A 25,685-nucleotide genomic window follows, 5' to 3' on the forward strand; every position below is an offset into this window, starting at 1 on the left:
TTGTAAAAGAAAGGAGAGAATTATGGCAGAAGTTTTACACATCCATCCCAAAAATCCACAAATGCGCTTCATCAATAGAGCAGTTGAAATTTTAAGGAATGGAGGGGTTATAATTTATCCAACCGATACAGTTTATGGACTTGGATGTGATATCTTTCAAAAAAAAGCAATTGAAAGAATTTATCAGATCAAGCCGTTTTTGAAGGACAAACCTTTAAGTTTTATATGCGCTGATCTAAAAGATATTGCGAACTATGCAAAAGTATCTACTCAAGTATATCGCTTCTTAAAATATGCTTTTCCAGGACCATACACTTTCATTCTTCCTGCAGCAAGAGAAGTTCCAAAAAAATTATGGAGTAAAAGAAAAACTGTCGGAATTCGTGTCCCCGACAATTTGATCGCTCAATCTTTAGCAAAAGAACTTGGTCATCCTATTGTTAGCACTAGTGTAACTGATGAAAATGGTGAAATCTTAAATGATGAAGAATCAATAGTAAAGCATTACGGTAAACTTGTTGATTTGATTTTGTATTCAGGTCCACTTTCCACTCTGCCTTCGACAATAATTGATTTCAGCGGCGAAGAACCAGAAATTGTTCGAGAGGGTGCAGGAGAAATAGATTTTCTGGAGATACGAGAGGAATAATCTGAAGCAATTTTTTCAGTAGCTAAAAGTCAAAGAAGGCACAATTTTGTGCCTTCTTTTTTGCAATTTTGCACTGATTAAAAAATTAATTATGAGGATACAGAGTTTACTAAAAGTTTTAGATTAGTTAAATCAAATTATGAAAAGAAAGAAAGTTTTGTTTGTTGTTTATAATTTTCCGCCGGCTGCAGGTGCAGCGACACAAAGAGTTTTAAAGTTTCTGAAATATTTGAATAAATATTATTTTCAAACTTTTGTATTGACAGTTGATAAAGTTGATTATCCTGATCTTGATTTTACTTTAATTGAAAAAATCCCACCGGAAACAAAAGTAATTAAAACAAGATATTGGACACCATTTGGAATTTATCGAAAAATAACAGGACGAAAATCTGATGAAAAGATTCCAGTCGCATTTATTAAGGATAATCATAAATCAATAACAGAGAGAATATCTGTTTTTTTAAGATTGAATGTTTTTCTTCCTGATGCAAAGATTGGATGGCTGCCTTTTGCGGTAAGAGCGGGAACTCAACTAATTAAAAATGAAGGTATTGATGTCATTATAAGTTCTGGTCCGCCGCATACAACGCATTTAATTGCAAAGTCATTAAAACGCAAAACAAAGATTAAATGGATCGCTGACTTTCGAGATCCCTGGACTGATATCGATTACTACTCAGGTATGAAAAGAACAAAAATTGCTGAGTGGATTGATTCAAAACTTGAAAGAAGCGTTTTAAAAAATGCTGATTTTGTAGTCGCAGCAAGTGAAGGTTATCTGGATATTATTAAGTCTAAAGGAATAAAAAATAACTACGAAGTTCTAACAAATGGGTTTGACCCCGATGATTTCCAGAATATTGAACAAAAATCAACATCAAAATTTATTATCACTTATACTGGTAATATGCCCTCAACACGAAATCCTGAAAAATTGTGGATTGCCCTCGAAGAACTTGTAGAAGAAAATTTAGAATTTGCTAACAATTTTGAATTTCACTTTGCGGGAGTGATGGATGATGAAATAAGACAGAAAATTAAATCAATGAAATTCTTTAAGAACTTTATTGATCATGGTTATCTTAATCATAAAAATGTTCTTGAGCTGACTTTCAATTCTCATCTTTTGATAATGATTGTGAATCGAGTTGCAACAAGCAATGAAATTCTGCCGGGGAAGATATTTGAGTACATCGCTTCAGGGAATTTCATTTTAGTGATTGGACCAGAAAGTGGAGTTTCAGCCAGACTGATACATTATGTTAAACAGGGCAATGCGGTTGATTATGAAGAAAAGGATAAAATGAAAAGTTTGATTATCGAATTATTCAATAAATGGAAGCAGAATGATCTGAAAAAAATCGATTCACCACAAAAGTATGAATTTACAAGAGAAAGAATTACACAGAAATTAATTCAAATAATTAATTCAATTACTTGAGTGAAAATAATTGGTGAGCTCACTAATTATATTTGTCTTTGAAAATCAATTTTTTGGAGAAAAAGTTTATGGCTAAACAGAAGAAACAAGTTCGAAAAGAAAATAAAGAGAATTTCTTTATCAATTTTAATCTCAACAGAATAATTCCAGAAAAATATCAGGATTATGTTTTAATAATTATTCCACTGGTTCTGCTTTACATTTTCTTTGGAGATGTCTTTTTCGGGAATTTGACTTTCATCTCAGGTGATATTACTACTTCTATGGCGATGAAAAATTATCTGGCTTATGCAAGAGAAGTTGGAACTCAACCGTTGTGGGATCCTTATATTTTTATGGGAATGCCGGCTTACATAACTTCAATAGATTTAAGAGCGTTCGATTTAATCCTTTACATTCTCCATTTTATCGAATCTATCTTTCGAGCAATTACAAATGAACAATCTGCTGGACCAACTTTTTATTTTTATATTCTTGCAGTCACCACTTATGCATTTCTCCGATACAAAAAAATTGATAGATTAACTTCACTCTTTGCAAGCATTGGGGTTACTTTCTCAACAGGAATGATAATTTTTATCCCAATTGGACATAATACTAAGATGATCACTCTTTGTATGATTCCATTTCTTTTCCTGGCTCTGGAAAGACTTCAGTATAAGATCACACTTTTCGATTTTCTATTTTTAATCGTTGTTCTCCATATACAACTATTATCAGCTCACATTCAAGAAATTTTTTATTCATACTTCGCAGTGTTGATTTATTTCGTTTATTTTATGATTAGACATCTAATCAATAAACATTCAAAAACAGCTTTTAATCTTTTAAAGGTTGGAATTATTCTTATCTTCGCAACTTTGTTTGCTGCCGGGATGTCTATCGACCAGTACTGGGCAATTTATGAATATAATCCAACTTCAATTCGTGGAACATCGAGCATTCTTGAGCAAGTGAATCCTTCAGCAAAAAAGACAACCGGCGGACTTGATTATGAATACGCAACCAACTGGTCTTTCAGTCCTGGTGAAATGTTAACCTGGATTATGCCGTCGTTTTATGGATATGGTAATTCGACTTATCAAGGTGAGCTCTCACAAAATCAACCAGTCGATGTGAACACATATTGGGGTCAGATGCCTTTTGTTGATGTTCCACAGTATATGGGAATTTTAATTTTTGTTTTTGGACTTCTGGGAATTTACTTTAACCGGAAAAATCCTTTTGTTCAATTCCTCGCGATATTGGTCATAATTTCTGTTTTGATTTCATTCGGAAGGACTTTCCCAATTGTTTATGATTTGATGTTTTACTATTTCCCATACTTCAACAAGTTTCGTGTGCCGAGTATGATTTTGAATCTCGTGCAGATTTCTTTTCCAATCCTTGCAGCATTTGGAGTTTACTCGATTTATAAATTCAAGCAAGGGGAAGAGAAAATCAATACATCGATAATAAATTATTTTCTTTATTTCTTTGCCGGACTTTTCGTGATATTTATTGTTTTCAATTCACCGATTAAAGATTGGTATATTGGACTGTTGCGAGATAGTCAGAAAGTTCATCCTCAACTTTATGATTATACTTTCAATATGTTTTATGAAGATTCATTAATTGCTTTTGCTGTCGCAATAGCTGGTCTTGGTTTGACTTTATTTTATCTTAAAGGAAATCTTAATTATCAAGTTCTGGTATTGGCTCTTGTAATTTTGACTGTGTTTGATCTGTTTAGAATTAGTTCGAGAGGAATGAGAAAATATGACGAGATGCAATTGCAAAAAGAATTTGAGACTCCAGAATGGGTGAAAGCTATAAAAAGAGATACATCAGTTTACAGAATTTTGAATTTGAAGAATGACGGTTCACTTGGAGCAATAAATCATCATTCTAATTATCATGTGACTTTTTTACTTCAAGATTTTTATGGATACAGCGGAGCAAAACCGAGAGCTTATCAGGATCTTATTGATGTTGTTGGATTACCAAATCCAACTCTCTGGCGAATGTTTAATGTAAAGTACATTATTACCGAAAAACCAATTCCAAGTCCATATTTTGAAGTTATTTATCAGGATGAGTCTACGACTGTTCATCTAAACAAACTTGCACTTCCAAGAGCATATTTTGTGAACAGATTTGAAAAAATGCCTCCCCTCGATTTCTTAAATAAAATAAAAGACAATGAAATCGAGCCAGCCGAAGTTGTTCAATTCTCTCCAGATACAAAGTTGGATTTTGAAAAGATTGATCCACCTGACTCAACTGCTTTTGTGAATATCACAAAATATGTTTTTGAAAATATTGAAATGGATGTAAATGCTTCTGGAAATAATTTGCTCTTTCTTGGAGATACATATTACAACATTGGCTGGAAAGCTTTAATAGATGGAAAAGAGACAAAGATTTACAGAGCAAATCACAACGGAAGAGCCATACTTGTTCCACCTGGAAGGCATAAAATTGAATTTCGTTACGAACCTTTGAGTTATTATCTCGGGAAAAATATTTCTCTTGGATTAAACGCGATTGTATTAGTCCTACTGGCGATAACAGGATATTTAAATTTTAGAAAGAATAAAGTAGACACATCTTCGAAATGAAAGAGACTTATTCAAAACTTCTTGATTATTTAAAGAAGAGAAATATTAAGAACGTTCTATTAATTGCATTTGAAGATTCAGAAATCATCAAGTTAGTTCAAAAGAATTTTAATTTTAATCTAAAGATTTTATCTAAATCAGATTTTGTTGGTTCTGATCTTTCAACGATTTCGAAAAAAATAAGAGAAAAGAGATACGATCTTGTCATAATCTCAAATGTTAATAGTCAGGTCAATAGATCGAGAACATCACTTAAGACACTTGCTTTAATTTCTAAATCCGCCAGTCAGTTCATTCTATTTGATGAAGAAGATTTTGCAGTCACAAATAAATTTGGACTTTTTTTTGATTTATTTCCGAAGCTTCTGTTGGGTTTAGTTTATGCAATTGTAATTTTAATTAAAACATATTTTTCATTTTATGTTTATTATCCTTTAGTGATTAAGAAAAAAAGCAAATTCAAAACAGGCAACAAGACAATTCTTTTTTTACGAACTGATCTTGCAGGTAAAATTTTTGCTGGTGGTTCTGTAACCCACATTAAGGGATTTATCAATGGAGCAAAGCAGTTAGGCTTCGATACAATTTATGCTGGAGATTTCCCTTTAATAGATCATCATCTTTCAATCTTAATAAAACCAAATCTGTTGCTTGATTTTTTTGATGAGTTTCAATTGATGGACTATCATTTCCGGGTTATTAAAAAATTAAAGAAGTGTTTTAATGATAATAATATCGGTTTAATTTATCAGAGGCATTCCATATTTAATGCGAGCGGTGTAATTCTTTCCTATTATTTAAATGTGCCCTTAATTTTAGAAGTTAATAATTCCGAGGTATGGGCAAAGAAAAACTGGAGCAGGCTCGTATTTGAAAAACTTGCGAACAAAATTGAAAAGTTCGCTCTCAAAAATGCAGATGTAATCGGAGTAGTAAGTGAAGTTACAAAAGCTCAGATAAAACACCTGTGTAATGATGAAAATAAAATTGTAATTAATCCCAATGGAGTTGACCCAATAAAATTCTCACCAGAAATTGATGGCAACCAAATCAGAAAAGAATTAAATCTCGAAAATTTTTTTGTTGTGGGATTTATCGGGACATTTACTCGCTGGCATGGAGTGGAAACTCTTTTTGATGCAGCTGTAAAAGTAATTGAGAAAAATGGCAGAATAAAATTTCTGTTAATTGGAGATGGAAACTTAAAAGTAAATCTCGAGCTTAAAACCCATCAACTGGGTTTAGATGACAAAATCATTTTTACTGGATTAATCCCGCATGATAAAGCTCCTGAATATCTTGCTGCCTGTGATGTGCTGGTTTCTCCTCATCTCGGTTTTGAAGACGGAACAAGATTTTTTGGTTCCCCGACAAAACTTTTTGAATATATGGCAATGGGCAAACCAATTATTGCAAGTGATCTTGAACAAATTGGTAAAATTATCATCGATGGTGAGAATGGCTTGAAATTTAAACCAGGTGATGTAGAAAAATTAACTGAGTTAATTTTAAAGCTGTACGATGACGAATTTCTACGAACAAAATTGGGTAAAAAAGCTCGTGAAGATGTAATTAAGAATTACACCTGGAAACAAAACGCTTATCGTGTGCTTTCGAAAGTCTTTGATCAATTATCAATTTCATGAAAAGTTTCACAATAAGGTTTTTCTCCTTTCATAAAAGTCTAAAAGGTTTTTCCAACAAAAATTTCAAAAAAGCATTAGGTAAGAATTAAACTATCAAAACATTAATGAGAGAGAACAATTCATTACCTTAGTTTCAAATAAGTCTGGATAATTTTCCAATTACCTCTTTAAGGTTAAAAATTGAAGATAAAAACACATTTATTTGTTTAGAAAAACCTTAAAATTTGCTAAAAAAGCCATTTCTGGCTTAAAAATTACCAGTTTTGAGTAAAAAAGAGCCATCAATGGGTCTAAAAGAGACATCGTTGAGTGAATTAGAGCCATCGATGAGTGATAAAGAGCCATCGTTGAATGAAAAAGAGGCAATTTTGACTGAAAAAGAGCCATCGATGAGTGAAAAAGACCCATCGTTGGGTGGAAAAGAGCCATCGTTTAATAAAAAAGAACCATCTTTGAGTTATAAAGCGCAACTGATGGGTCTTTTAATAGAAAAGATTAACGAGTAGTTGAATTCAATATTGTTTCAATATTCTTTTGCCCTGTTACAATTTCACCTTCTAATCTAAATTTATAAAGCTCAACAATTCCTTATTTAATTAAAGTAAATTTTTTGACCAAACTCTTATTGTTACTCTCAAGTCTGTAAAAATAAACTCCTGATGATAAATTAGAACCATCAAATTTTACTCGGTATATCTCTCCAGCTTTTAATTCTGAATTAACAAGCGTCACTATCTCTCGTCCAAGTATATCATACACTTTTAAAGTTACAGGATCATCTTGTTCAATTGTAAATGATATTGTTGTGCTTGGATTTGATGGATTCGGATAATTCTGATACAGGATTAATTCTTTTGGAACTTTAAGGTCGACTTCAATCTCGTTCGAGTATGAAAATGTTCCATCAATATCTATCTGTTTTAATCGATATTTAAATCTTCCACCTGAGACAGAATTATCTATGAAGGAATAATCTTTTGGTGAATTTGAATTTCCATTACCTTTCACAAGACCAATCTTTTCCCACTTCTCTATGAAGCCAGAGGCTTCAATCACTTTTCTTTCGATTTCAAATCCATAATTATTTATTTCTGTAGCTGTTGACCATTGCAGCATTACATTTTGTCCATTTGTTAATGATGCAGTAAAAGATGTTAGAGTTACTGGCAACGGATCTTCTGGATTTGTTAGACCGACAAAATAATCACAAGGTAAATTATTGAGAGCAGCTGAGAACCCTCCTCCAGCATATATTTTTGCATTGACATTTGAAATGGCTAGTGAATAAACCCAATCGTTTAAGTTTGGATTCCAGGTCGTAGCTTGTCCTGTAGATGGATTAAGAGAAGCTATACAATTTCTTGATTGTCCTCCAATAATTCCAAAACCCCCACCTACATAAACCGATGAACCTGAAACTGCAATTGCAACAACATAAGAACTTGCATTTGGATTCCAGCTTGTGGCTTTCCCAGTATTCTCATCAATGGCTGCAATATAATTTCGTGTAGAGTCACCAATATTTGTAAACAGACCGCCAGCATAGACTGTTGAACCATTGAGAGCAATTGCACGAACCCAATTGTTTGAATTTGGATTCCATCCCTTGACCTTACTTGTAACTTTGTCAATTGCTGCGATATAATTTCTTATTGAATCACCAATAGTTGTAAAATTGCCCCCCGCATAAACTGTAGAATCTGAAACCGCAAGAGTTGTAACATAATTATTTGCATCAGCTTTCCATTCGGTCGCTTTACCAGTTGTTGAATTGAGTGCCGCAATGTACCGCCTGATAGAATCGCCTATTGAAATAAAATAGCCGGCTGCATAGACCGTAGAACCAGAAACAGCTAATGCACGCACAAAATCAGAAGCATCTGGATTCCAGCTTGTGGCTTGTCCAGATGGATTAATCGCTGCAATATAATTTCGAGCAGAATCACCAATATTCGTGAACGAACCACCAACGTATACAGTAGTCCCCGAAACTGCAAGTGCACGAACAACATCGTTTGCATTTGGATTCCAACTCGTAGCTTCTCCTGTACTAGCATCTAATTCTGCAATATACATTCTAGTTTTCCCGCCAACACTTCTAAAATATCCACCAGCATATACAGTAGAACCTGACACTGCAATAGCATTAACCCAACTATATGCATAAGGATTCCAACTTGTTGCAGTTCCAGTAGACACATTAATGGCCGCAATATTATTCCTGTGCTCTCCTCCAATACTCGTAAAAAATCCACCGACATACGCTATTGAACCGGATACAACAATTGTATTCACACTTCCATTTGCGTTTGGATTCCAGCTAGTGGCATTTCCTGTAATCGCATCAAGAGCCGCAATATAATTTCTTGAAGAACCCCCGATATTCTCAAACTCACCGCCAGCATATATTGTCGAACCAGAGACCGCAATTGTTTTAACTCTATAATCTGCACTTGGATTCCAACCAGTCACATTTCCGGTGGTTGCATCGATAGCTGCGATTTTATTTCTTGGTTGTCCACCCATATAAGTAAAATCACCTCCAGCATACACAACCGAACCTGATACAGCAAGAGTACGAACAATATCATTTGCATTTGGATTCCAACTAGTGGCTTTTCCTGTGGATAAATCAATTGCAGCAATATTATTTCTTATTGAGTCTCCAATTATCCAAAAGCTCCCACCTGTATAAAGTAATGAACCAGATACAATAATTGTATACACACTCCCACCAATGTAAGGATTCCAGCTTGTCACATTTCCTGTGGATGCATCAAGCTCTGCAATACCTGATCTTGTTGAATCCCCCAAATGATAAAAATTTCCACCCACATAAATCTTTGAACCCGATACAGCAATTGCCAAAACATTACCATCTGCATTAGGATCGAAACTGACGTCGACTGTCTTATCTGATTTTATATGAGCAATCCTATTTCTTGCAATACCACCTACATATGTAAACTCACCACCAATATACCAACCGCCCGAACCGTCTGGCACTACTGCCCAAATTCTACCATTTACTTTCGGCATTGATACATCAGGTTTCCCTGTTGTGATATCGATTGTTGCACCATAACCTGTGTTTGGTCCAACGTATGTGAAATCACCACCTATATAAATTGAACTTCCATCAAAGCTTGGTTGTATTGCGTAAACTGGACCATTTGTTATCCATAAGTTTTCCTGTATCTCCTGTGCAAGAAGGGGTTGATTGGTTATAAAGATCAAGCTTGTTAAAAAATAATTTAATATCAACACAATTAATATTTTGAATAGTAATTCTTTAATCATTTTGACCTCCATAAAATGAATTTATTTAATTGACTTTTTCTGGTTTTGTATTATCCATTGATTTTAATTTTGTTAATTCTAAAATCTATTTATTCGATTTATCATTTCTGTCATCTTACTTGATAAATAACATTTTATTTGCCTTGACATACTTACCTACTGTGAGTTTATAGAAATAAACACCACTTGTTAACTGATACTGGTCTGTGGATGACTGAAATTCAACCTCGTATATTCCTGCCGGTTTATATTCATCAATTAATGTATAAATTTCGTTTCCTAAAATATCAAAGACTTTTAGGGTATGTCTGCCGCTTACTGGTGATTGCCATTTAATTTTTGTTCTCGGATTGAATGGATTAGGAAAATTCTGGTAAAGTATAAACTCATCGGGGATTAAATTACTTTCCTTCACTTCTGTCTGTGAGTCTTGAAGTTTCCATACATGAATTAAATTATCACCTTCTTGTAAAGCATCTGCTTCTACTGCATAAAGAATTTTGTTAAAGGGATCGAATGATGCGCTTTTAATAATCTTTGACCTTCCATAAAAAATTAAAGTATCCAATCGTAGAGCAGCATAAGGTTGAGGTTCATAGCTATTAATTGATCCGGAAGCGACAGCAGCAAGTTGAACTGGATCGTAAAGAATTATCATAGGAGTATAATGATTCGCTCTATGTCCTTTGCCATCGGGATCAGTTGGATAAAAATCCGGGAATGGAATATTGAACTCAATCCAGGATAATGGAGTACTTTCGCCCTGAAATCCATACCAATGATCGCCGAGTCCCTTCCTGCCAATAATCATTACCGCTGATTTATTATTTATTGAAAGCCAATCAGCTCCTTTCCAGTCATCAGCAAGATTGTAATTAAGAATTGAATTTGGATATGTTGTATCTGTTGCATTATAAACTGAACCATATTCAAGTAATTTTGAAAAATTCAGCTCAGTAAAAATTGGTGGAGGATTACCTAAATTCCAAGGAGAAATTGCATACAATGTAGGACCTAAACCACTTATTCCACCTTGTCTGGCTCTGCCAATAATTAACGCTCTCCCTGAAGTGAAGCTGTCTGCCCAGATTTGTGGAACTGAAAAAATATAATCATTTAATGCTGGATCGTAAGGAGGACTATTGCTCAACCCAATATACCAGGGACCTCCATAGGAATTTGTATCTGCTAAATTTGAAGGATTGCACCAACAGAGCGATGCCGATTTTGATTCTCCAAGTTGAAAATGATATCCCCAGGAGTGATAAAGTTTCGGGGAAGGCTGTAATCCACGTGGTGAAAGATACGCTAACCCCAGTCTCCAAACATCTACATCGGTCCAATTATTTATGCTATTCGGTCTTATATTAGTAAATGGTTGAAGATTTATTGCTGTGTTTAACTCGTCTGGATTATGTGTTGTTGATATAATCGGTGCGGGAATATTTATTTCTGCCACATAACAGAATGCAGGTTGATCAATATTATTAGAAAATAAAGAACCGGGATATCCATCAATTGAGCCGCTACCACTCTGACCTCCATCTCCTTGTGGATTGTATGCTAATGCATCACCGCCAAATTCCCACCCACTTGGAAATTTGAATGCACCTAAATAGATAAAATCAGTTGGTCTTATTAAATCGTTTCTACCTTGAAATGGCAGTGTTGTAATAGTAACAGGGTCAGATTTTTGACTTTCATTTCTAATTTGATCTAAAGCTGTTATTGTAAAGGTATATTGCTTGGAAGGTTCTAAAAAAGATACAGTAAATGAATTTGTACGTGAATAACCTTCAATCTTGTTATCTAAATAAATGAAATAATCGGTCACGCCAACATTATCAACACCTATATCCCAGTTTAGCTTAACTCGAGAATCAGATAATAATTGATAGGTAAGATTTGTTGGTTTTTGAGGGGGCAGCGTATCGGCATCTGTCATTAATTCAATCTTATCACAAATCAAATATTGTTTTAGCTCATTTTGTTCGCCCCATTCTATGTGAAGATTAATATTAACGAGAGAATGGTTCCCAGCAGCCGCGTTTATTCCTGTTCTGAATATATTAAAAACTGATTTAGCAGAAGATAAAGGTTCAATTGTTATCATTGCCCTTCTAAAATTTGTAAAGTCACGCATTGTAAACCAGGTTCCTGTAATTCCTGTATCTGGTTCATCTGGATCATTAAAACTTATTCTTGGAATAAATCTTATTTCTGGTTTGATGTGTTGTACCATGTGACTACAATTCTTTCTCCATAACGAAAATTTCTACGCGATCCACTAATACCTCGATAATCTGAGAATTCACTACAATTGGAATTAGTCTGAAGCCCTGCGGGACCTAAATTTGAATACACTTGATTGGAACTTTTTAAGACCACATTCCATCCTTCTAAGCCGTAGATGTTTTCTGATGGAGAGGATCCATAATCAACAAGAATAACACTCTGAGCCAATGATGTTCTACCTGCCAGAGTGAAAATTGAAAAAGTCAAAGTAAAAACATACAATAAAAAAGTTGATTTTAATGTATAATGTTTCATATTAATCACCTCCATTATGAAGCAATTACAATTACAGTTATTATGGTTATCGTTATTAAGATTAAAACAAGTAACTGTTCTGATTTTCTAGTTATCTCCACAAGATTAATCCTGATAAATAAAATTGTAATTATTAGAAATACTCCTAATATCCATGAGATACCACTCTGAAAAACTATGGCTAAAACGAAAATGATTATTAGACATAAAATTCCTACTAAATATGTTAGCAATCCTTTTTCCTATTTTTTTGCAAAAATAAATTGGTGAAATTGGATGATGCATTTAAATGGACGACAAAAACTTAAAAAGTAAAGAACTAAAACAGAACTGGTATTTTAGTTCATACTTTTGTCGTTTTTCTTCATAAATTCAGAGGGAGATATTCCAAAATGTTTGTGGAATTGTTTGGAAAAATAGGAAGGATTTGAAAAACCGAATTCATAAGCCGCATCAGTGACATTACCGATTTTCTTTGAAAGATAATCTGCAGCAAGATTTAGCTTTATTATTGTAATAAAATTAGTAGGCGTACAATTTAGTTCTTCTCTTACTAATCTCTGAAAAGTTCTCAATGAGATACCAATATTTTTCGCAACTTCTTCGGAAGTAACTTGTTTGTCTTTATTTAATATTATAAAATCTTTAGCTTTTTGTAATATTTTTTGATTGAATGAAAGCTCTTTGTCGTAAACTCCAGTTGAAAAAATAAATGAACTTTGTAATATCTCGTCTTTTCGAGGCAGTCTTCTTAATTTATTGAACTTTATTAATAAGATTATTATAAATACAAGAGAAATAAGAAGTGTAATTGTATAAAGAATTAACCATTTTGAACTTAATCTTTGGTTTATTTCTTCTAAAAATCCTGGTTCACCAACAAGTTGACCATTTTTCCAATACTGGGGATAGCCGAAATCACTATACCCCGACCAACTAAATGGCCAGGTGTTAGTAGATGCATAATCATTTATAATTGCTTGGTTCAATGGAAAATCTACATCATTACAGCAGAGATCAAATTTCATTTTCATGCCGGTTTTTGGTTCAATACCTAAGGATGTGAAAGGAATAACAACTTCGATAACATAATATTCATCAATGTCGGTTGAATCATTTATTGTCCCATAAACTTTAGAAAAATTTTTAATTAGAATATTCTGACCGTAGTCTTTTGGTACCGCAAAAGTATCTGATTGAAAAAATTTTCTTTCACCACGAAAAATATCAACATTATTTAGTAGATCAATTATAAATTGATAATCATTAATATCCATTCTATTCTTGCTGTCATTTTTAGAATCAATATAAATTTCTATTCCATCATTAAAGTGATGATGGGGCTTATTAGTTTCATTAATTGCTTGAGCATTAAGATGTTTATCATAGACAACAAATGCAAAACATAAATTAGTATAGTTCCAGAACCACTTAATATAAACTCTGTTTTTTGAAAGTGGTGTCTTTATTAGTGAGAAATCAAAATTGGCTGGATAGACTTTTGAAATGTTTATTCCTGGAGGGGAGTGTAAAGATTTTAGTGTATCTTCAAAAAAGAAATCAAATTTTTTATCCCATTCATCTAAAATTCCATCTAATTTCACTTCAATGTTTTTATATGGAATTTCAATAAATGAAGGATCCTGCTGTGTAAAACATAATGAAGGTATTAGAATAGTAAAAAATATTAGACTGATAATAAATCTCATCATTATTTTAAATAATTTTCCTTGATGAGACAAATTAATTTATAAATTTCGTCCAACTCTTAAATAAAGTGGTTGATCAAAAGTAAAAACTCAACCATCACTACTTTAGAAAATAGAATCATAAGAATTGTTTCTGGTGAATTATAAATCGCATAATGAAATAGATATTTTCACCGACTTTCGTTAAAGACAAATAGTAATTTTCTTACACTATATACGCAAGTTTTATTTTTCACCTAAATCTTAGCTTCTATCAGTTTTTAATGCACCCTTTTAAATTTTTAACAAATTAAATTTATGTAATTAAAATTTTTAATGTGTAATTACTAATAAATATTTTAATTGTCAACAAGAGAATTTAGTAAAGTATCCTTTTTATAGTCTAATCATCAAAAACATTCTAATATCTTTAGCTATTAATAATTACATACTCTACTTTTTTGATTTCACTCATTTCATCTTAAGTAATCAAAAAACTGAATGTTAACTTAGTTTTTCAAGAAAATTTAAAAGTTCAATTGTTTAAGTTTCAACCAAGTTTTAATCCATCTCTTATCCAAATTTTTCACTCTTACTCCAGTCCAGCTGAATGAATTGCATTGAATAAAAATTTAAAGGTTCCAAATGTTTGGTGTCTGTTTTGAACTTTGAAGCCAAGTAAAATTACATTTCCTTTTTTCTGTTTCACATTGACAATCGCAGCACGATTGTAGAGGTAATCTTCCCCAAGTAAGAAACCGGATTTGAAAATATCTTTTGTTGGATATCGGGCAACTATGCTTCTATCAAATTGTCCGAATGGTGTTGAAGTTGCAAAAGCTATGCTTTGACTAACATAACCGATTACTTCATCTTCAAAACCATAACCGATGGGATTTTTGTTGTCAACTAAAATTCTAAGAAGCGAACCAGGACAGAAAAACTCATCACTCTTTATATTTTTCAAAACATTTGTAACTCTTAATCCTAAATCTTCAATAGCAAAGTTACACGCTTCACCAATCGTTATAACACAACCTCCATCTTTCTCAACGAATGTTTTTAGGTTTTCTACTCCAACTCTGCCAATTCCGCTATCATATTCTGGCGGTTTAGGCCGATTAAATCGAGCCATCTCACCAGTGAATCTCCCTTCTTTAATTAAATCACCGCTCATATCTGGAATTATTATTACATCGAACCGATCTTTGAGTCTTTTTTGTTTGAAGTCTTTGTTTTCCATAGTTACAAAATCAAATTCAAAATTTTCTAAGAGCAATCTTGTCCAGCCTTCATCCATATTTGCAGTATAAGGTTTGTAAAGACCAACACGAACTTTTTTTAGTTGCTTCATTTTATTCTGATCAATGTTTTCAATTGCATCAATGGTGAGATGTAAATCCTCGGCAGTTTTTTTCGCAAGCGAAATTGACTTTGCATCAATTGGAAAAACGACGGAACCTTCACGATAAGTTTTATCATTTGCTTGAATTGATTCGATTAACCAGTAAACAGGAATTTTTTCTTTTTGAAGTTTATTAATTAAAGTTGAATTAACATTTGGTCCAGCTTGAGCGATAAAATATTTCCCATTTATACCAGTAACTTTGCCTACAGGATAATTTGGAGAAGAAAGTAATTTAGTTTCTAAATTAAATGGTTCATTGATTGTGTAAAATTTAACTCCCATCAGGTATGGTAAAGTCCAACCAGCAACATCATAAGGCTGAATTGGAGATTCTTTTTTAGATTTTCTTAAATCGGGATAAAATTGTTCTTCAAATAAATCCTTAACATAACGACCATTTGGTTGAGCTAAATAAATTACATAACTATTAGCAGGATAAATTACATTATCGATCTTAAATTCTTTGTCAATGAAATGAACTTCAACACCACCAAACTGAAGAACATCAATCATTTTCGAAACTGTTACAGGGTCATTTTGATCTCTTGGAATAATGAAGGCAAATGGATTTCCCTTCAAACCTTTTTCAACCGCGTCTTTGCCCATTAAGTAAAAATCATAAAGAATATCTTCTTTGAATTGCGAAGCAATTTCAATCAGACTGTAAGTTAGAGCAAGTTCATAATTAACAATATCTCTTAATCTCCACCAGCCTCCTCGCCAGGGATTTGGATAATTTGTTCTGATATCATAAGTCGTAATTTCTGGGGTAGCTTTAATCTCTGAAGGATCAATGTAAACCGGGCTTGCAATGTTGCAGCTTGCCATTTCTGAGAGAAGTGAGATTTGATTATGCCATAAACCGCAATCACTTGCAGGTCCTTGCCACCAGGCTTCAAAGATTGCTTGATCAATAATTCCATTATAGCCTTGTTTTTCAAGTTCAAGTGCGGTAATTCCACCAATTACTTTCTGCCATCTCCACAAAAATGGATGAACATTCGGATTGATAGGATCTTTGTAAGGAACTAAAAATAATCTTGCACCATTACTGCCCATTTGATGTTCATCGAGCCAGATTTGAGGAATCCATTTTCTGTATGCGATTTCAATTACATTTCTTGTTTCAGGAAGATTAAACATAAACCAGTCGCGGTTGTTATCGTGTCCCGCGTAAACATGATATAACCAGGGCATTGGACTTCCTTCATATTCGGTTCCTAAATATTTATTGTACCAGTCAACAACCATATCCAAACCGTCAGGGTTAATTGAAGGCATTAGTAGAAAGATTACATCGTTTAGTGCTTTGTTGGTTTTTTCTGATGCAGTTTTGGTTATGAGTTTATAAGCAAGTTCCATTGACATCTGAGCCGATGCAATTTCAGTTGAGTGAATATTGCAAGTTACGAGGACAACAATTTTACCTTCTTTTGCTAAAAGTCTGGCATCTTCATCAGTTAATTTTCTTGGATCGGCAAGTTTGCGTGAAATTTCTCTAAACTTTTCAAGATTTTTAATATTTTCTTCCGTGCTTATGATTGCCATAAACATATCCCGCTTTTGAACTGTCTTACCGATCTCTTCATAGACAATCATATTTGAATTTTCAGCGAGATGTTTGAAATATTTTTGTATTGTTTCATAGTTAGCGACTTTATAATCTGCCCCGACTTGAAATCCCAGAAATTCCTCTGGTGATTTTAGTTGTGAATATGAGGTTTGAAAGAAAAAAAGAGTGATAAGAAGTAAAAATTTTTTCATAAGTCACCTCGATTTAAGTTTTAAAATTTACCAGACTTTTAATTGTAAATTCATTATAAGCCGAGATATTCAATTATTTGATCAGCACATTTTTCAAGTGATGTAGTTGAAGAGTTAACTTTAAAGTCTGAATATTCTTCATAAAGAGGAATTCGGCGATTGTAAGTGACAGTTAGATCATCCTCTACATCTAAGGTAGGATTTAGCTTTGGTCTATCAGGATCATTGAGAATTCTTTGCTTAATATCTTTTAATGATGCCTGAACATAAATTATGTAACCGTTTTTTTTGAGATTATCAATGTTGGTGGGATTTTCTACTACACCTCCGCCGGTATCAATAATTGAATTCTCTACATCTGCAAGTTGTTCAATAATTTGAGTTTCCAATTCGCGGAAATATTGCCAGCCTTTTTCGGCAACAATTTCTCTGATGCGTTTACCTTCTTTTTCTTCAATCATCTTATCGATACTAAAAAGCTGCATATTTAATTTTTCTGATAAAATTTTTGCAAGGGCTGTTTTGCCAGCACCGCGAAATCCGATTAGAACAATATTCATAGTTTGTAACTTACTCTCATTTTGTTGAACTCTTTCCAGAAATTTGGGAATGATTTTTTTACACACTCAGGATTTTTGATTTGTATTTCAGGAATTTTCAGCTGAGCAATTGCAAAAGACATTGCAATTCGATGATCATTATAAGTTTTGATTACAGCAGGTTTATAGTTTTTGATTGGATTAATTTCTAAAAAATCGTCACCAGTTCTGACAATCGCTCCAAGCTTTGATAACTCATTTGCAAGTGCTTGAATTCGATCAGATTCTTTGTATCTCAAATTTTCAATATTTCTTATTAAAGTTTTGCCTTCTGCAAATAGTGAGACAACTGCAAGAGCTGGAACTGAATCAGGTGCATCGTTCATATCAACTGAGATTCCTTTTAATTTTTTCCCAGAAAGCCTAACAAAGTTTTTTCCCCATTCAACTTTACAACCCATTTTCTGTAATACGTGAATAAATTTAATATCAGCTTGTGTGGATTTTTTATTAAGTCCATTTACTTTTATACTTTTTCTTAAAACTGCTGCAGAACCTAAAAAATATGTAGCTGATGATGCATCGCTTTCAATAATAATTTTTGCTGATTTCAGTTTCAAGTTTTCTTTGAGATAAAACCTTTGGAAATTTTCGTGATAGATTTTTGTGCCGAAGTCTTTCAATGTTTGAATTGTCATTTTTACATAAGGCAGTGAAGGAAGAACTCCTTCAAGATTAATTATAAAATCTTTTCCCAAAACAGGCATAATTAACAAAAGAGCAGAAAGAAATTGGCTGCTTTTTTTTGCATTTATTTTGATTTGTGTTGACTTAAAACTGCCTCCATAAATTTTAACTGGAGGATAACCATTGTTCGATTCAACTTTTACATCAAGTTGCTTTAGAGCATCAACAAGATCACCGATTGGTCTTTCCAACATTCTTTTTGAACCAGTGAGAATTACTTCGCCATCATTGAAGATTGAAAGGGCAGTTAAAAATCGGAAGGTTGTTCCTGCATTTCCACAAAAGAGTGTAACTTTCTTTTTATTGAATTTTGCACCGGTTCCGTGAACAATTAATTCATTTTCTTTTTCTTCAAATTTTACACCGAGCTTTTTTAAGGCTCTAATCATGTAAATAGTATCTTCGCAAACAGCGTGGTTTTTGATGATCGAGATCCCATCTGTCAGAGCGGCTAAAATTAATGCTCGATTAGTGTGACTTTTAGACGGCGGGGGAGTGAAAACAAACATATCCTAAAACTGCTTTTCGTAATTCTCCAAAACAAACTTTTTTACTTTTCTCAATGAAATACTTTTACCTGTAAAAATTTTGAATTGATGAATAGCCTGATTAATAAAAAATTCGAATCCATTTATTGTTTTTATTTTATTTGTTTTGCACATAGCTAATAATCTGGATTCTTTGAAATTCAGATCAAGATCAACGACTAATTTTGGTTTTTTAATACTGGTGATCTTTTTGAAAAGATTTAAGAGAAATAGATTATTGCCAGGAGTTGTGTTTATTAAAACATCAAAATCTATATCAAACTTTTTTCGTGGATTAATTGCTGTAACTTCCATTTCGTTTGCCAGATTCTCTGCTCGATTAAATGTTCGGTTAACAACAAAAATTTCGTTTTTAAATTTCTTTAATGTATAAATTACAGTTCTTGCTGATCCGCCGGCACCAATTACCAAAATCTTTGAGTTCTGTAAAAGCTTTTCTTTTTTAACAATCTCTTTAAATCCGAGATAATCTGTATTAAATAAAATTGGTTTAGACTCTTTGAAGATAGCCGTGTTTGCTGAACCGATTTCTTTTATAATCTTTGACGAAATGTTTGGAATATTTAAGATTTCTTCTTTATATGGAATTGTAATGCTCAGTCCTCGAATGTAAGTTTTGAAATAATGTATGAATTCATCTAAATCGGTTATTGGGAAATTAAGATAAATTGCATTTGAGCCTGTAAGATTGAAACCAAAATTATGAAACAACCAGCTTTTACTTTGTTTTAATGGATTCCCAATAATTCCATAAATCCTTGTGGAAGGATAAAGCTGTCTTATCTTAAAAATTTTATTCAAGTTTTCAAGAGGAATCTGTCCTTCAGCGGTTTGTTTATTTGAATTGAAGGATACATAAAAAAAGCTCGAACCATTTTTGTAAGCTAAAAATCTGCCTGCTTTCCCATATTCACCCATACAGTGTGAGATCAATCGAATATTTTTTCTGTCTGCAATTTCAAGCAATTTTAGAATGAAATAGTTGTCGATGACAGAATTTGCAAATGTAACAATCTTGTAGTAATCAGCCGAGATTTTTCTCATATAATCAAAAATTTGAATCAAATACTTGAGCTTTGGAGTTTTCTCGTAATTGTGATAGGAGAGAATAAATTTAGTGTTTATAATTTCCTTTTTGAGTTTGTTAATGAATGATTTTCCTAAATTTATATCGACATCAATGAATTCAACATTTTGTTTTAGGGCAATACGATATTTTTTCGATGCGTCTTTAATTTTTGAGTAAGAGAATTGATTAATGCGATAAGTAAAAATTTTTGGAAGTGATTTATCGGATAAAATTTTATTCAATTCTTTTTCATTTAATTTCTCACCACGAACCTCGATCAAGTCAGCTTTGTGCTCGAGACCATATTTCAATGCTTTTCTAAATTCACGATAAGTTTTTGGCTGGTAAGATAAGACTATCATAAATTAATGATTATAAGCAAGTTCAACTAATTCTTCTTTGACAATAACATTGTAATCGCACTTTCCAATTTTGCTCAATAAAGAAAAAGTAATTTGATTATTTACTCTTTTTTTATCGTAGCTCATTTTCTCAAAAACTTTTTCGAAATTATACTTTCTTCTTTCGTATTTATCGAGCTTTAATTTATCGACAATATATTGAATTCTAAATAAATCTACTTCACTTAATCCATTTACAAGGAATGAAAGATAACTCTCAACAATAATTCCTTCCACAACTGCAAATCCGTGTTTTAGTTTGTAACCGCTTAGAGATTCAATTGCGTGTCCAATAGTATGACCGAAGTTTAAAATTTTTCTTAAGTTTTTTTCGTCAGGATCTTTCTTCACGACATTTACTTTTACTTTTATTGATTCTTCTATTAATCTTTTTATGACTTTTTCGTCTCTCAACATCAATTTGTCAAGATTATTTTCAAGGAATTCGAATCCCTCTTTTGAGGCAATTAGCATTGATTTTAAAATCTCGGCTACTCCATTGAAAAACTCTTCATCGGGCAGAGTTTTAAGAAATTCTATATCGACAAGAACCAAAGAAGGATGATGAAATGTACCAATTAAATTTTTTGAGTGCTTAGTATTGATTCCTGTTTTACCACCAATTGCACTATCAACCTGTGCAATTACTGAAGTTGGAACCTGAACATATCTTATTCCTCTTAAAATTATCGAAGCTAAAAATCCAGTTATATCTCCAACTACTCCACCGCCAATTGCAACAAGAACTGTTTCTCTCGATGGTTTAAGACTTATGATTTCATTTTCAAGTTCATCACGAACTTTCTGTGATTTGCTTTCTTCTCCTGCGGGAATTTTAAGGATGTGGAAATTATTTGAATTAACGATTAATTCAGCATTAATCTTTCGCTCGTAAAATTGAAAAACATTTTCATCGGTGATGATAATAATTTTATCTGGATGCAAATTCTTTTCAATAAAGTTTTTCAGGTTATTAAAAATTCCCTTACCTGTTCGAATTTCGTAAGAAAAGTTTTTTCTGATTTTGATTGGGAGAGTGATATTCATAAACTACAATTTTCTTCCGACTGCTTCAGCAACCTTTTTAGCTCGATTTATTAGATCATTAAATTGTTCGAGGCGAATTGCCTGCTCTGAATCTGAGTAAGCAAGTTCCGGAGTGTGATGAACTTCAATCATTAATCCATCTGCACCAGCTGCTATTGCCGCAAGACTGACGGGAATTATCAAATCTCTTTTACCAGTTGCATGACTTGGATCGACAATTACAGGCAGATGACTTCTTTGCTTGATTGCAGGAACAATGCTTATATCTAAAGTATTTCTTGTGTAATCAGAAAAAGTTCGAATTCCTCTTTCGCAGAGAATTACATTTTTATTTCCGCCCATTAAAATGTATTCAGCACTGAATAAAAATTCTTTTAATGTTGCAGAGAAATTACGCTTGAGCAGAACAGGTTTATCAGATTCTCCAACAGCTTTTAACAAATTGATATTGTGCATATTCCTTGCACCAATTTGAAGGATATCAACAACTTTCTCAAATGCAGGTAAATCGTGGTGATCTAAAATTTCTGAAATTATCAACAATCCAGTCTCTTCTTTTAATTCTCTTAAAAGTTCAAGCCCTTGATATCCCAAGCCTTGAAATGAGTAAGGACTCGTTCTAAACTTAAAAGCTCCCGCACGAATTATTCTGACGCCCGAATTTTTCAAATGTAATGCAATCTTAAAAAGTTGTTCTTTTGATTCTATTGAGCAAGGTCCAGCAATCATTACCAATTCGTTACCGCCGATTAAAACATCGCCAACTTTGATTTTTGTCTCTAAATTGTTGATGTTTTTATAAACAAGTTTGTAATCTTCGTTTACAGTAACAACATATTCTACTTTTGGAAGAGCTTTGAACAATTCTGAATTAATATCATAACTTGGCTGAGTAAGTATAACTGTGTTGTTTTCATTTTTAAGAATTGAGAACTCTAGTCCTAGTTTTTGAATGATCATCAAAACATTTTCAATCTCATTATGCTGAGCATCTTTAGTCATAACAATAATCATATCGTTTACCTATTTAATTTCAATTACTTTTATATTTGTAAAGTTAATTGATTAAAAAATTAATCAATTCATTTTAGATTTTTCGAAAATTATTAAGATTAAATTCAAAATTAAAGACAGGTTAATATGGAGAAAAAAATTTTACGAGTTGGTCACAGTCCTGATCCTGATGACGCATTTATGTTTTATGGATTAGCTTTCGACTATGTTCAAATTGATGATTATGAGATCGAACATATTCTTGAAGATATTCAATCACTAAATGTTCGAGCTATGAAAGGTGAGCTGGAAGTAACCGCTATTTCAGCTCATGTTTATCCGTATGTTCAGGATAAATATTACATTATGAGAACTGGTGCAAGTATGGGGATTGGTTATGGACCAATATTAATTAGTAAAGAAAATTATTCACTTCAGGATTTGAAAAATAAAAAAATAGCTCATCCTGGTGATTATACAACAGCTACCTTGCTTGCGAAAATTTATCTTGAAGATTTTTTGCCGGTTGCAATGCCATTTGATGAAATTATGAATGCTGTGGGAAATGGTGAGGTTGATGCTGGTGTAGTTATTCATGAAGGACAAATTACTTATGAACAGCTTGGTTTTAAGAAAATTTTAGATTTCGGTGAATTATGGCAGAAAGAAACTAATTTACCTCTTCCACTTGGACTTGATGTAGTTCGAAAAGATCTTGGACTTGAAATGGCTAAAAAGATTTCCCAAAAACTTAGAGAGTCAATTGAGTACGGATATAAAAATTTAAATGATGCCGTCAATTACGCACTTAGATTTGGCAGAGGTTTGAGTTTTGAACTTGGTGAGAAGTTTATAAGAATGTATGTGAATGAACTTACAATTGATATGGGACAAGATGGAGAAAAAGCTCTGCAATTACTTTTCTATAAAGCTTATCAGAAAAAATTAATTCCCGAAAAAGTTGAAGTGTTTCTTGTTTAGAACTTTCAATCTTTTTGCTGAATTTTTATATCAACCAAAAATATCAACAAACCAAATGGAGAGTAAAATGAATAAGAGAAACTCTATCAATCTTCTTCTGATTCTTTTTGTCTCAATATCCATTCTCGCTGGTTGTTCAAGTTCAAAAGATGCTTTATATCAAAAACAACCTGGTTATGAGAATGTGAAAGCTGGCACTTATGATAATGGTAAGATGTGGACATTCGATTTCCCGCCAATTAAATATTTCGAGAGTCAATATAATTTCAGTCCATCACAGGAATGGTTCGATAACGCAAGACTTGCTGCTTTGAGATTGCCGGGATGTTCTGCATCGTTCGTATCTGAAGATGGACTTGTGATGACAAATCATCACTGCGTAAGGGGCGCTCTTGATCAGGTTAATAGAGAAGGGGAAAATCTTCCTGAGAATGGTTTCTTTGCTCAAACTCTCGAAGAGGAAAGAAAAGTCCCAAATCTTTACATTGATCAGCTGATGTTAATTGAAGATGTAACTGATCAAGTTAAGGCAGCATTTGAATCAGGAAAAACTGATGAAGAAAAAGTCCAAAAGAGACAAGAAAAGATTCGAGAGCTTGAAAAAGAATATTCAAATAAAACTGGTTTAATCTGCAATGTTGTTACTTTCTTTAATGGCGGTAAATATTCAATGTACGGATATAAAAGGTATACTGATGTTCGTTTAGTTTTTGCTCCAGAGACTCAAGTCGCTTATTACGGTGGTGACTATGACAATTTCACTTATCCAAGATACGATGTCGATTTTGCTTTCTATCGAGTTTATGAAAATGGAAAGCCACTCAAAACAAAAAATTATTTCAAATGGAACAAAGAAGGTGTGAAAGAAGGCGAATTGATTTTTGTGATTGGTAACCCAGGAAGAACAAACAGACTTTATACAATCTCACAATTAAATTTCTTAAGGGATTATGCATATCCTTTTCAACTTGATCTATTAAAAGGTCTGGTTGACATTTATTCTAACTACTTGCAAAAACATCCTGATAAGAAATTACAATATCAATCAATGCTTTTTGGTTTTTCAAATTCACTTAAGGCAATCACTGGCTATCATGGTGGATTGAAAGATCCTTACTTAATGTCAAAGAAAATTGATTTCGAACAAAATTTCAGAAATACAATTAATTCAAATCCAGAATTGAAAAAGAAATATGGAAATATCTGGGATGAACTTGCTGAGTTTCAAAAAGAAAAAGCAAAATACATTCGAAAAGTTAATGCATTGAATTTAAGAGCGCGATCGGGAAAATCTTTGTATTTTCAAGTTGCTTCTGATCTAGTTGAGTTTGCTGAACAAGTAAAACTTCCAGATGAGAAAAGAGGAGCGAGATTTAAAGACTCTGTTCTGGCAAACACAAAAGCAAGATTTCTTCCCAAAGATATTGATCTCGAAATCCAACTTGCAATGCTTGCATTCCAGTTAGATGATTTGAAAAAAGCATTTGGAAATGAACTCAAAGCATTAAACGATTTACTTGCAGGTCAATCTCCACAAGATGCAGCAAATCGTCTTAACAATTCAACGATTGTTTTCAATAAAGACGAAGTCAATCGTTTGCTTGATAATCCTGATGAAATTCTTAAATCAAATGATCCGTTTATAAAATTTGTTCTCGATACAAAGAAATTAGCCGATGATTTGACAAAGAAATATCAAGACATTCAGCAAAAAGAGCAGGCAAAGGTTCAGCTGCTCGGAAATGCAATTTATGATGTTTATGGAACTTCACTTCCGCCAGATGCAACATTTACATTGAGAATTTCTGACGGTGTTGTAAAAGGTTATGAGTATAACGGAACAATTGCTCCACCGATTACAACTTATTATGGAATGTATGATAGATATTATTCATTCAAAGGCTATCAAGATTGGGATTTGCCAGAGAGATGGAAAAATCCACCAGCTGAATTTGATTTATCCACACCATTAAACTTTGTTTCAACTGCTGATATTATTGGCGGAAACTCTGGAAGCCCGCTTGTTAATAAAAATCTTGAAGTCGTTGGACTTGCATTCGATGGAAACATTGAAAGCTTGCCAGGTAATTTCATTTTTGATGATACAAAGAATAGAACAGTTGCTGTTCACACTGCAGGAATTACAGAAGCACTTGAAGATATTTACAAAGCGACAAGAATTGTAAAAGAATTACTTAATGGTAAGATTGTAGAATAGTCATTTCGAAGTTTAAAACTTAAAAGGTCATCCGAGGTTTTCCTCAGATGACCTTTTTTATTTATAAAAAATTTTGAAAAATTTTTAGAGTGG

At 32.9% G+C, this 25,685-nt stretch carries 17 protein-coding genes; 7 read left to right on the forward strand and 10 right to left on the reverse strand.

Features of this window, described 5'->3' with window-relative positions:
* The first annotated feature begins 22 nt into the window (after window positions 1-22).
* From HPY57_08675 to HPY57_08695, 5 genes are all read left to right on the forward strand, one after another.
* Entirely contained in the window at window positions 23-649 is a 627-nt protein-coding gene (locus HPY57_08675; GenBank protein ID NPV11848.1) for a threonylcarbamoyl-AMP synthase, read from the forward strand.
* 139 nt (window positions 650-788) lie between these two features.
* Window positions 789-2,093, forward strand: a complete 1,305-nt coding sequence (locus HPY57_08680) for a glycosyltransferase (GenBank protein NPV11849.1) — start codon at window positions 789-791, stop codon at window positions 2,091-2,093.
* A gap of 68 nt (window positions 2,094-2,161) precedes the next feature.
* Entirely contained in the window at window positions 2,162-4,693 is a 2,532-nt protein-coding gene (locus HPY57_08685; GenBank protein ID NPV11850.1) for a YfhO family protein, read from the forward strand.
* On the forward strand, window positions 4,690-6,339 hold the full coding sequence (locus HPY57_08690; protein NPV11851.1) for a glycosyltransferase family 4 protein: 1,650 nt from the start codon (window positions 4,690-4,692) through the stop codon (window positions 6,337-6,339). The genes HPY57_08685 and HPY57_08690 overlap by 4 nt, the downstream gene beginning before the upstream one ends.
* A gap of 284 nt (window positions 6,340-6,623) precedes the next feature.
* Entirely contained in the window at window positions 6,624-6,845 is a 222-nt protein-coding gene (locus HPY57_08695) for a hypothetical protein (protein NPV11852.1), read from the forward strand.
* Window positions 6,846-6,927: 82 nt separating this feature from the next.
* On the opposite strand, the gene HPY57_08700 is transcribed toward HPY57_08695, so the two are convergent.
* The 10 genes from HPY57_08700 to aroF form a co-directional block, all read right to left on the reverse strand.
* Window positions 6,928-9,639 carry a T9SS type A sorting domain-containing protein gene (locus HPY57_08700; GenBank protein ID NPV11853.1) on the reverse strand — a complete coding sequence of 904 codons (2,712 nt, stop codon included), beginning with the start codon at window positions 9,637-9,639 and terminating at the stop codon, window positions 6,928-6,930.
* A gap of 115 nt (window positions 9,640-9,754) precedes the next feature.
* Window positions 9,755-11,881 (reverse strand): T9SS type A sorting domain-containing protein, encoded by a 2,127-nt coding sequence (locus HPY57_08705; GenBank protein NPV11854.1) that lies wholly within the window; start codon window positions 11,879-11,881, stop codon window positions 9,755-9,757.
* Window positions 11,854-12,189 (reverse strand): hypothetical protein, encoded by a 336-nt coding sequence (locus HPY57_08710; protein ID NPV11855.1) that lies wholly within the window; start codon window positions 12,187-12,189, stop codon window positions 11,854-11,856. The genes HPY57_08705 and HPY57_08710 overlap by 28 nt, the downstream gene beginning before the upstream one ends.
* Before the next feature lie 338 nt (window positions 12,190-12,527).
* Window positions 12,528-13,901 (reverse strand): helix-turn-helix domain-containing protein, encoded by a 1,374-nt coding sequence (locus HPY57_08715; GenBank protein ID NPV11856.1) that lies wholly within the window; start codon window positions 13,899-13,901, stop codon window positions 12,528-12,530.
* A 568-nt stretch (window positions 13,902-14,469) separates the two neighbouring features.
* Window positions 14,470-17,049 carry a hypothetical protein gene (locus HPY57_08720; GenBank protein ID NPV11857.1) on the reverse strand — a complete coding sequence of 860 codons (2,580 nt, stop codon included), beginning with the start codon at window positions 17,047-17,049 and terminating at the stop codon, window positions 14,470-14,472.
* Window positions 17,050-17,102: 53 nt separating this feature from the next.
* The gene (locus HPY57_08725; GenBank protein ID NPV11858.1) at window positions 17,103-17,609 is read right to left on the reverse strand and encodes a shikimate kinase; all 507 of its coding nucleotides are present in this window, start codon (window positions 17,607-17,609) and stop codon (window positions 17,103-17,105) included.
* A complete protein-coding gene (gene aroA, locus HPY57_08730) occupies window positions 17,606-18,844 on the reverse strand; it encodes a 3-phosphoshikimate 1-carboxyvinyltransferase (GenBank protein ID NPV11859.1) in 1,239 nt (412 codons plus the stop codon). Before aroA ends, HPY57_08725 begins: the two co-directional genes overlap by 4 nt.
* A gap of 3 nt (window positions 18,845-18,847) precedes the next feature.
* Window positions 18,848-20,314, reverse strand: coding sequence for a type I 3-dehydroquinate dehydratase (locus tag HPY57_08735; protein ID NPV11860.1), 1,467 nt, complete (start codon window positions 20,312-20,314; stop codon window positions 18,848-18,850).
* 3 nt (window positions 20,315-20,317) lie between these two features.
* Window positions 20,318-21,400 (reverse strand): 3-dehydroquinate synthase, encoded by a 1,083-nt coding sequence (gene aroB / locus HPY57_08740; GenBank protein NPV11861.1) that lies wholly within the window; start codon window positions 21,398-21,400, stop codon window positions 20,318-20,320.
* 3 nt (window positions 21,401-21,403) lie between these two features.
* Window positions 21,404-22,414, reverse strand: coding sequence for a 3-deoxy-7-phosphoheptulonate synthase (aroF, locus tag HPY57_08745; GenBank protein NPV11862.1), 1,011 nt, complete (start codon window positions 22,412-22,414; stop codon window positions 21,404-21,406).
* Window positions 22,415-22,540: 126 nt separating this feature from the next.
* Here aroF and HPY57_08750 point away from each other — a divergent pair, with 126 nt between their 5' ends.
* Together HPY57_08750 and HPY57_08755 are read left to right on the forward strand one after the other, a co-directional pair.
* The gene (locus tag HPY57_08750) at window positions 22,541-23,374 is read left to right on the forward strand and encodes an ABC transporter substrate-binding protein (protein NPV11863.1); all 834 of its coding nucleotides are present in this window, start codon (window positions 22,541-22,543) and stop codon (window positions 23,372-23,374) included.
* A gap of 67 nt (window positions 23,375-23,441) precedes the next feature.
* Window positions 23,442-25,592 carry a S46 family peptidase gene (locus HPY57_08755; GenBank protein NPV11864.1) on the forward strand — a complete coding sequence of 717 codons (2,151 nt, stop codon included), beginning with the start codon at window positions 23,442-23,444 and terminating at the stop codon, window positions 25,590-25,592.
* The last annotated feature ends 93 nt before the right edge of the window (window positions 25,593-25,685 follow it).

The organism is Ignavibacteria bacterium (assembly GCA_013177855.1).
In the GTDB taxonomy this organism is placed as follows: domain Bacteria; phylum Bacteroidota; class Ignavibacteria; order Ch128b; family Ch128b; genus Ch128b.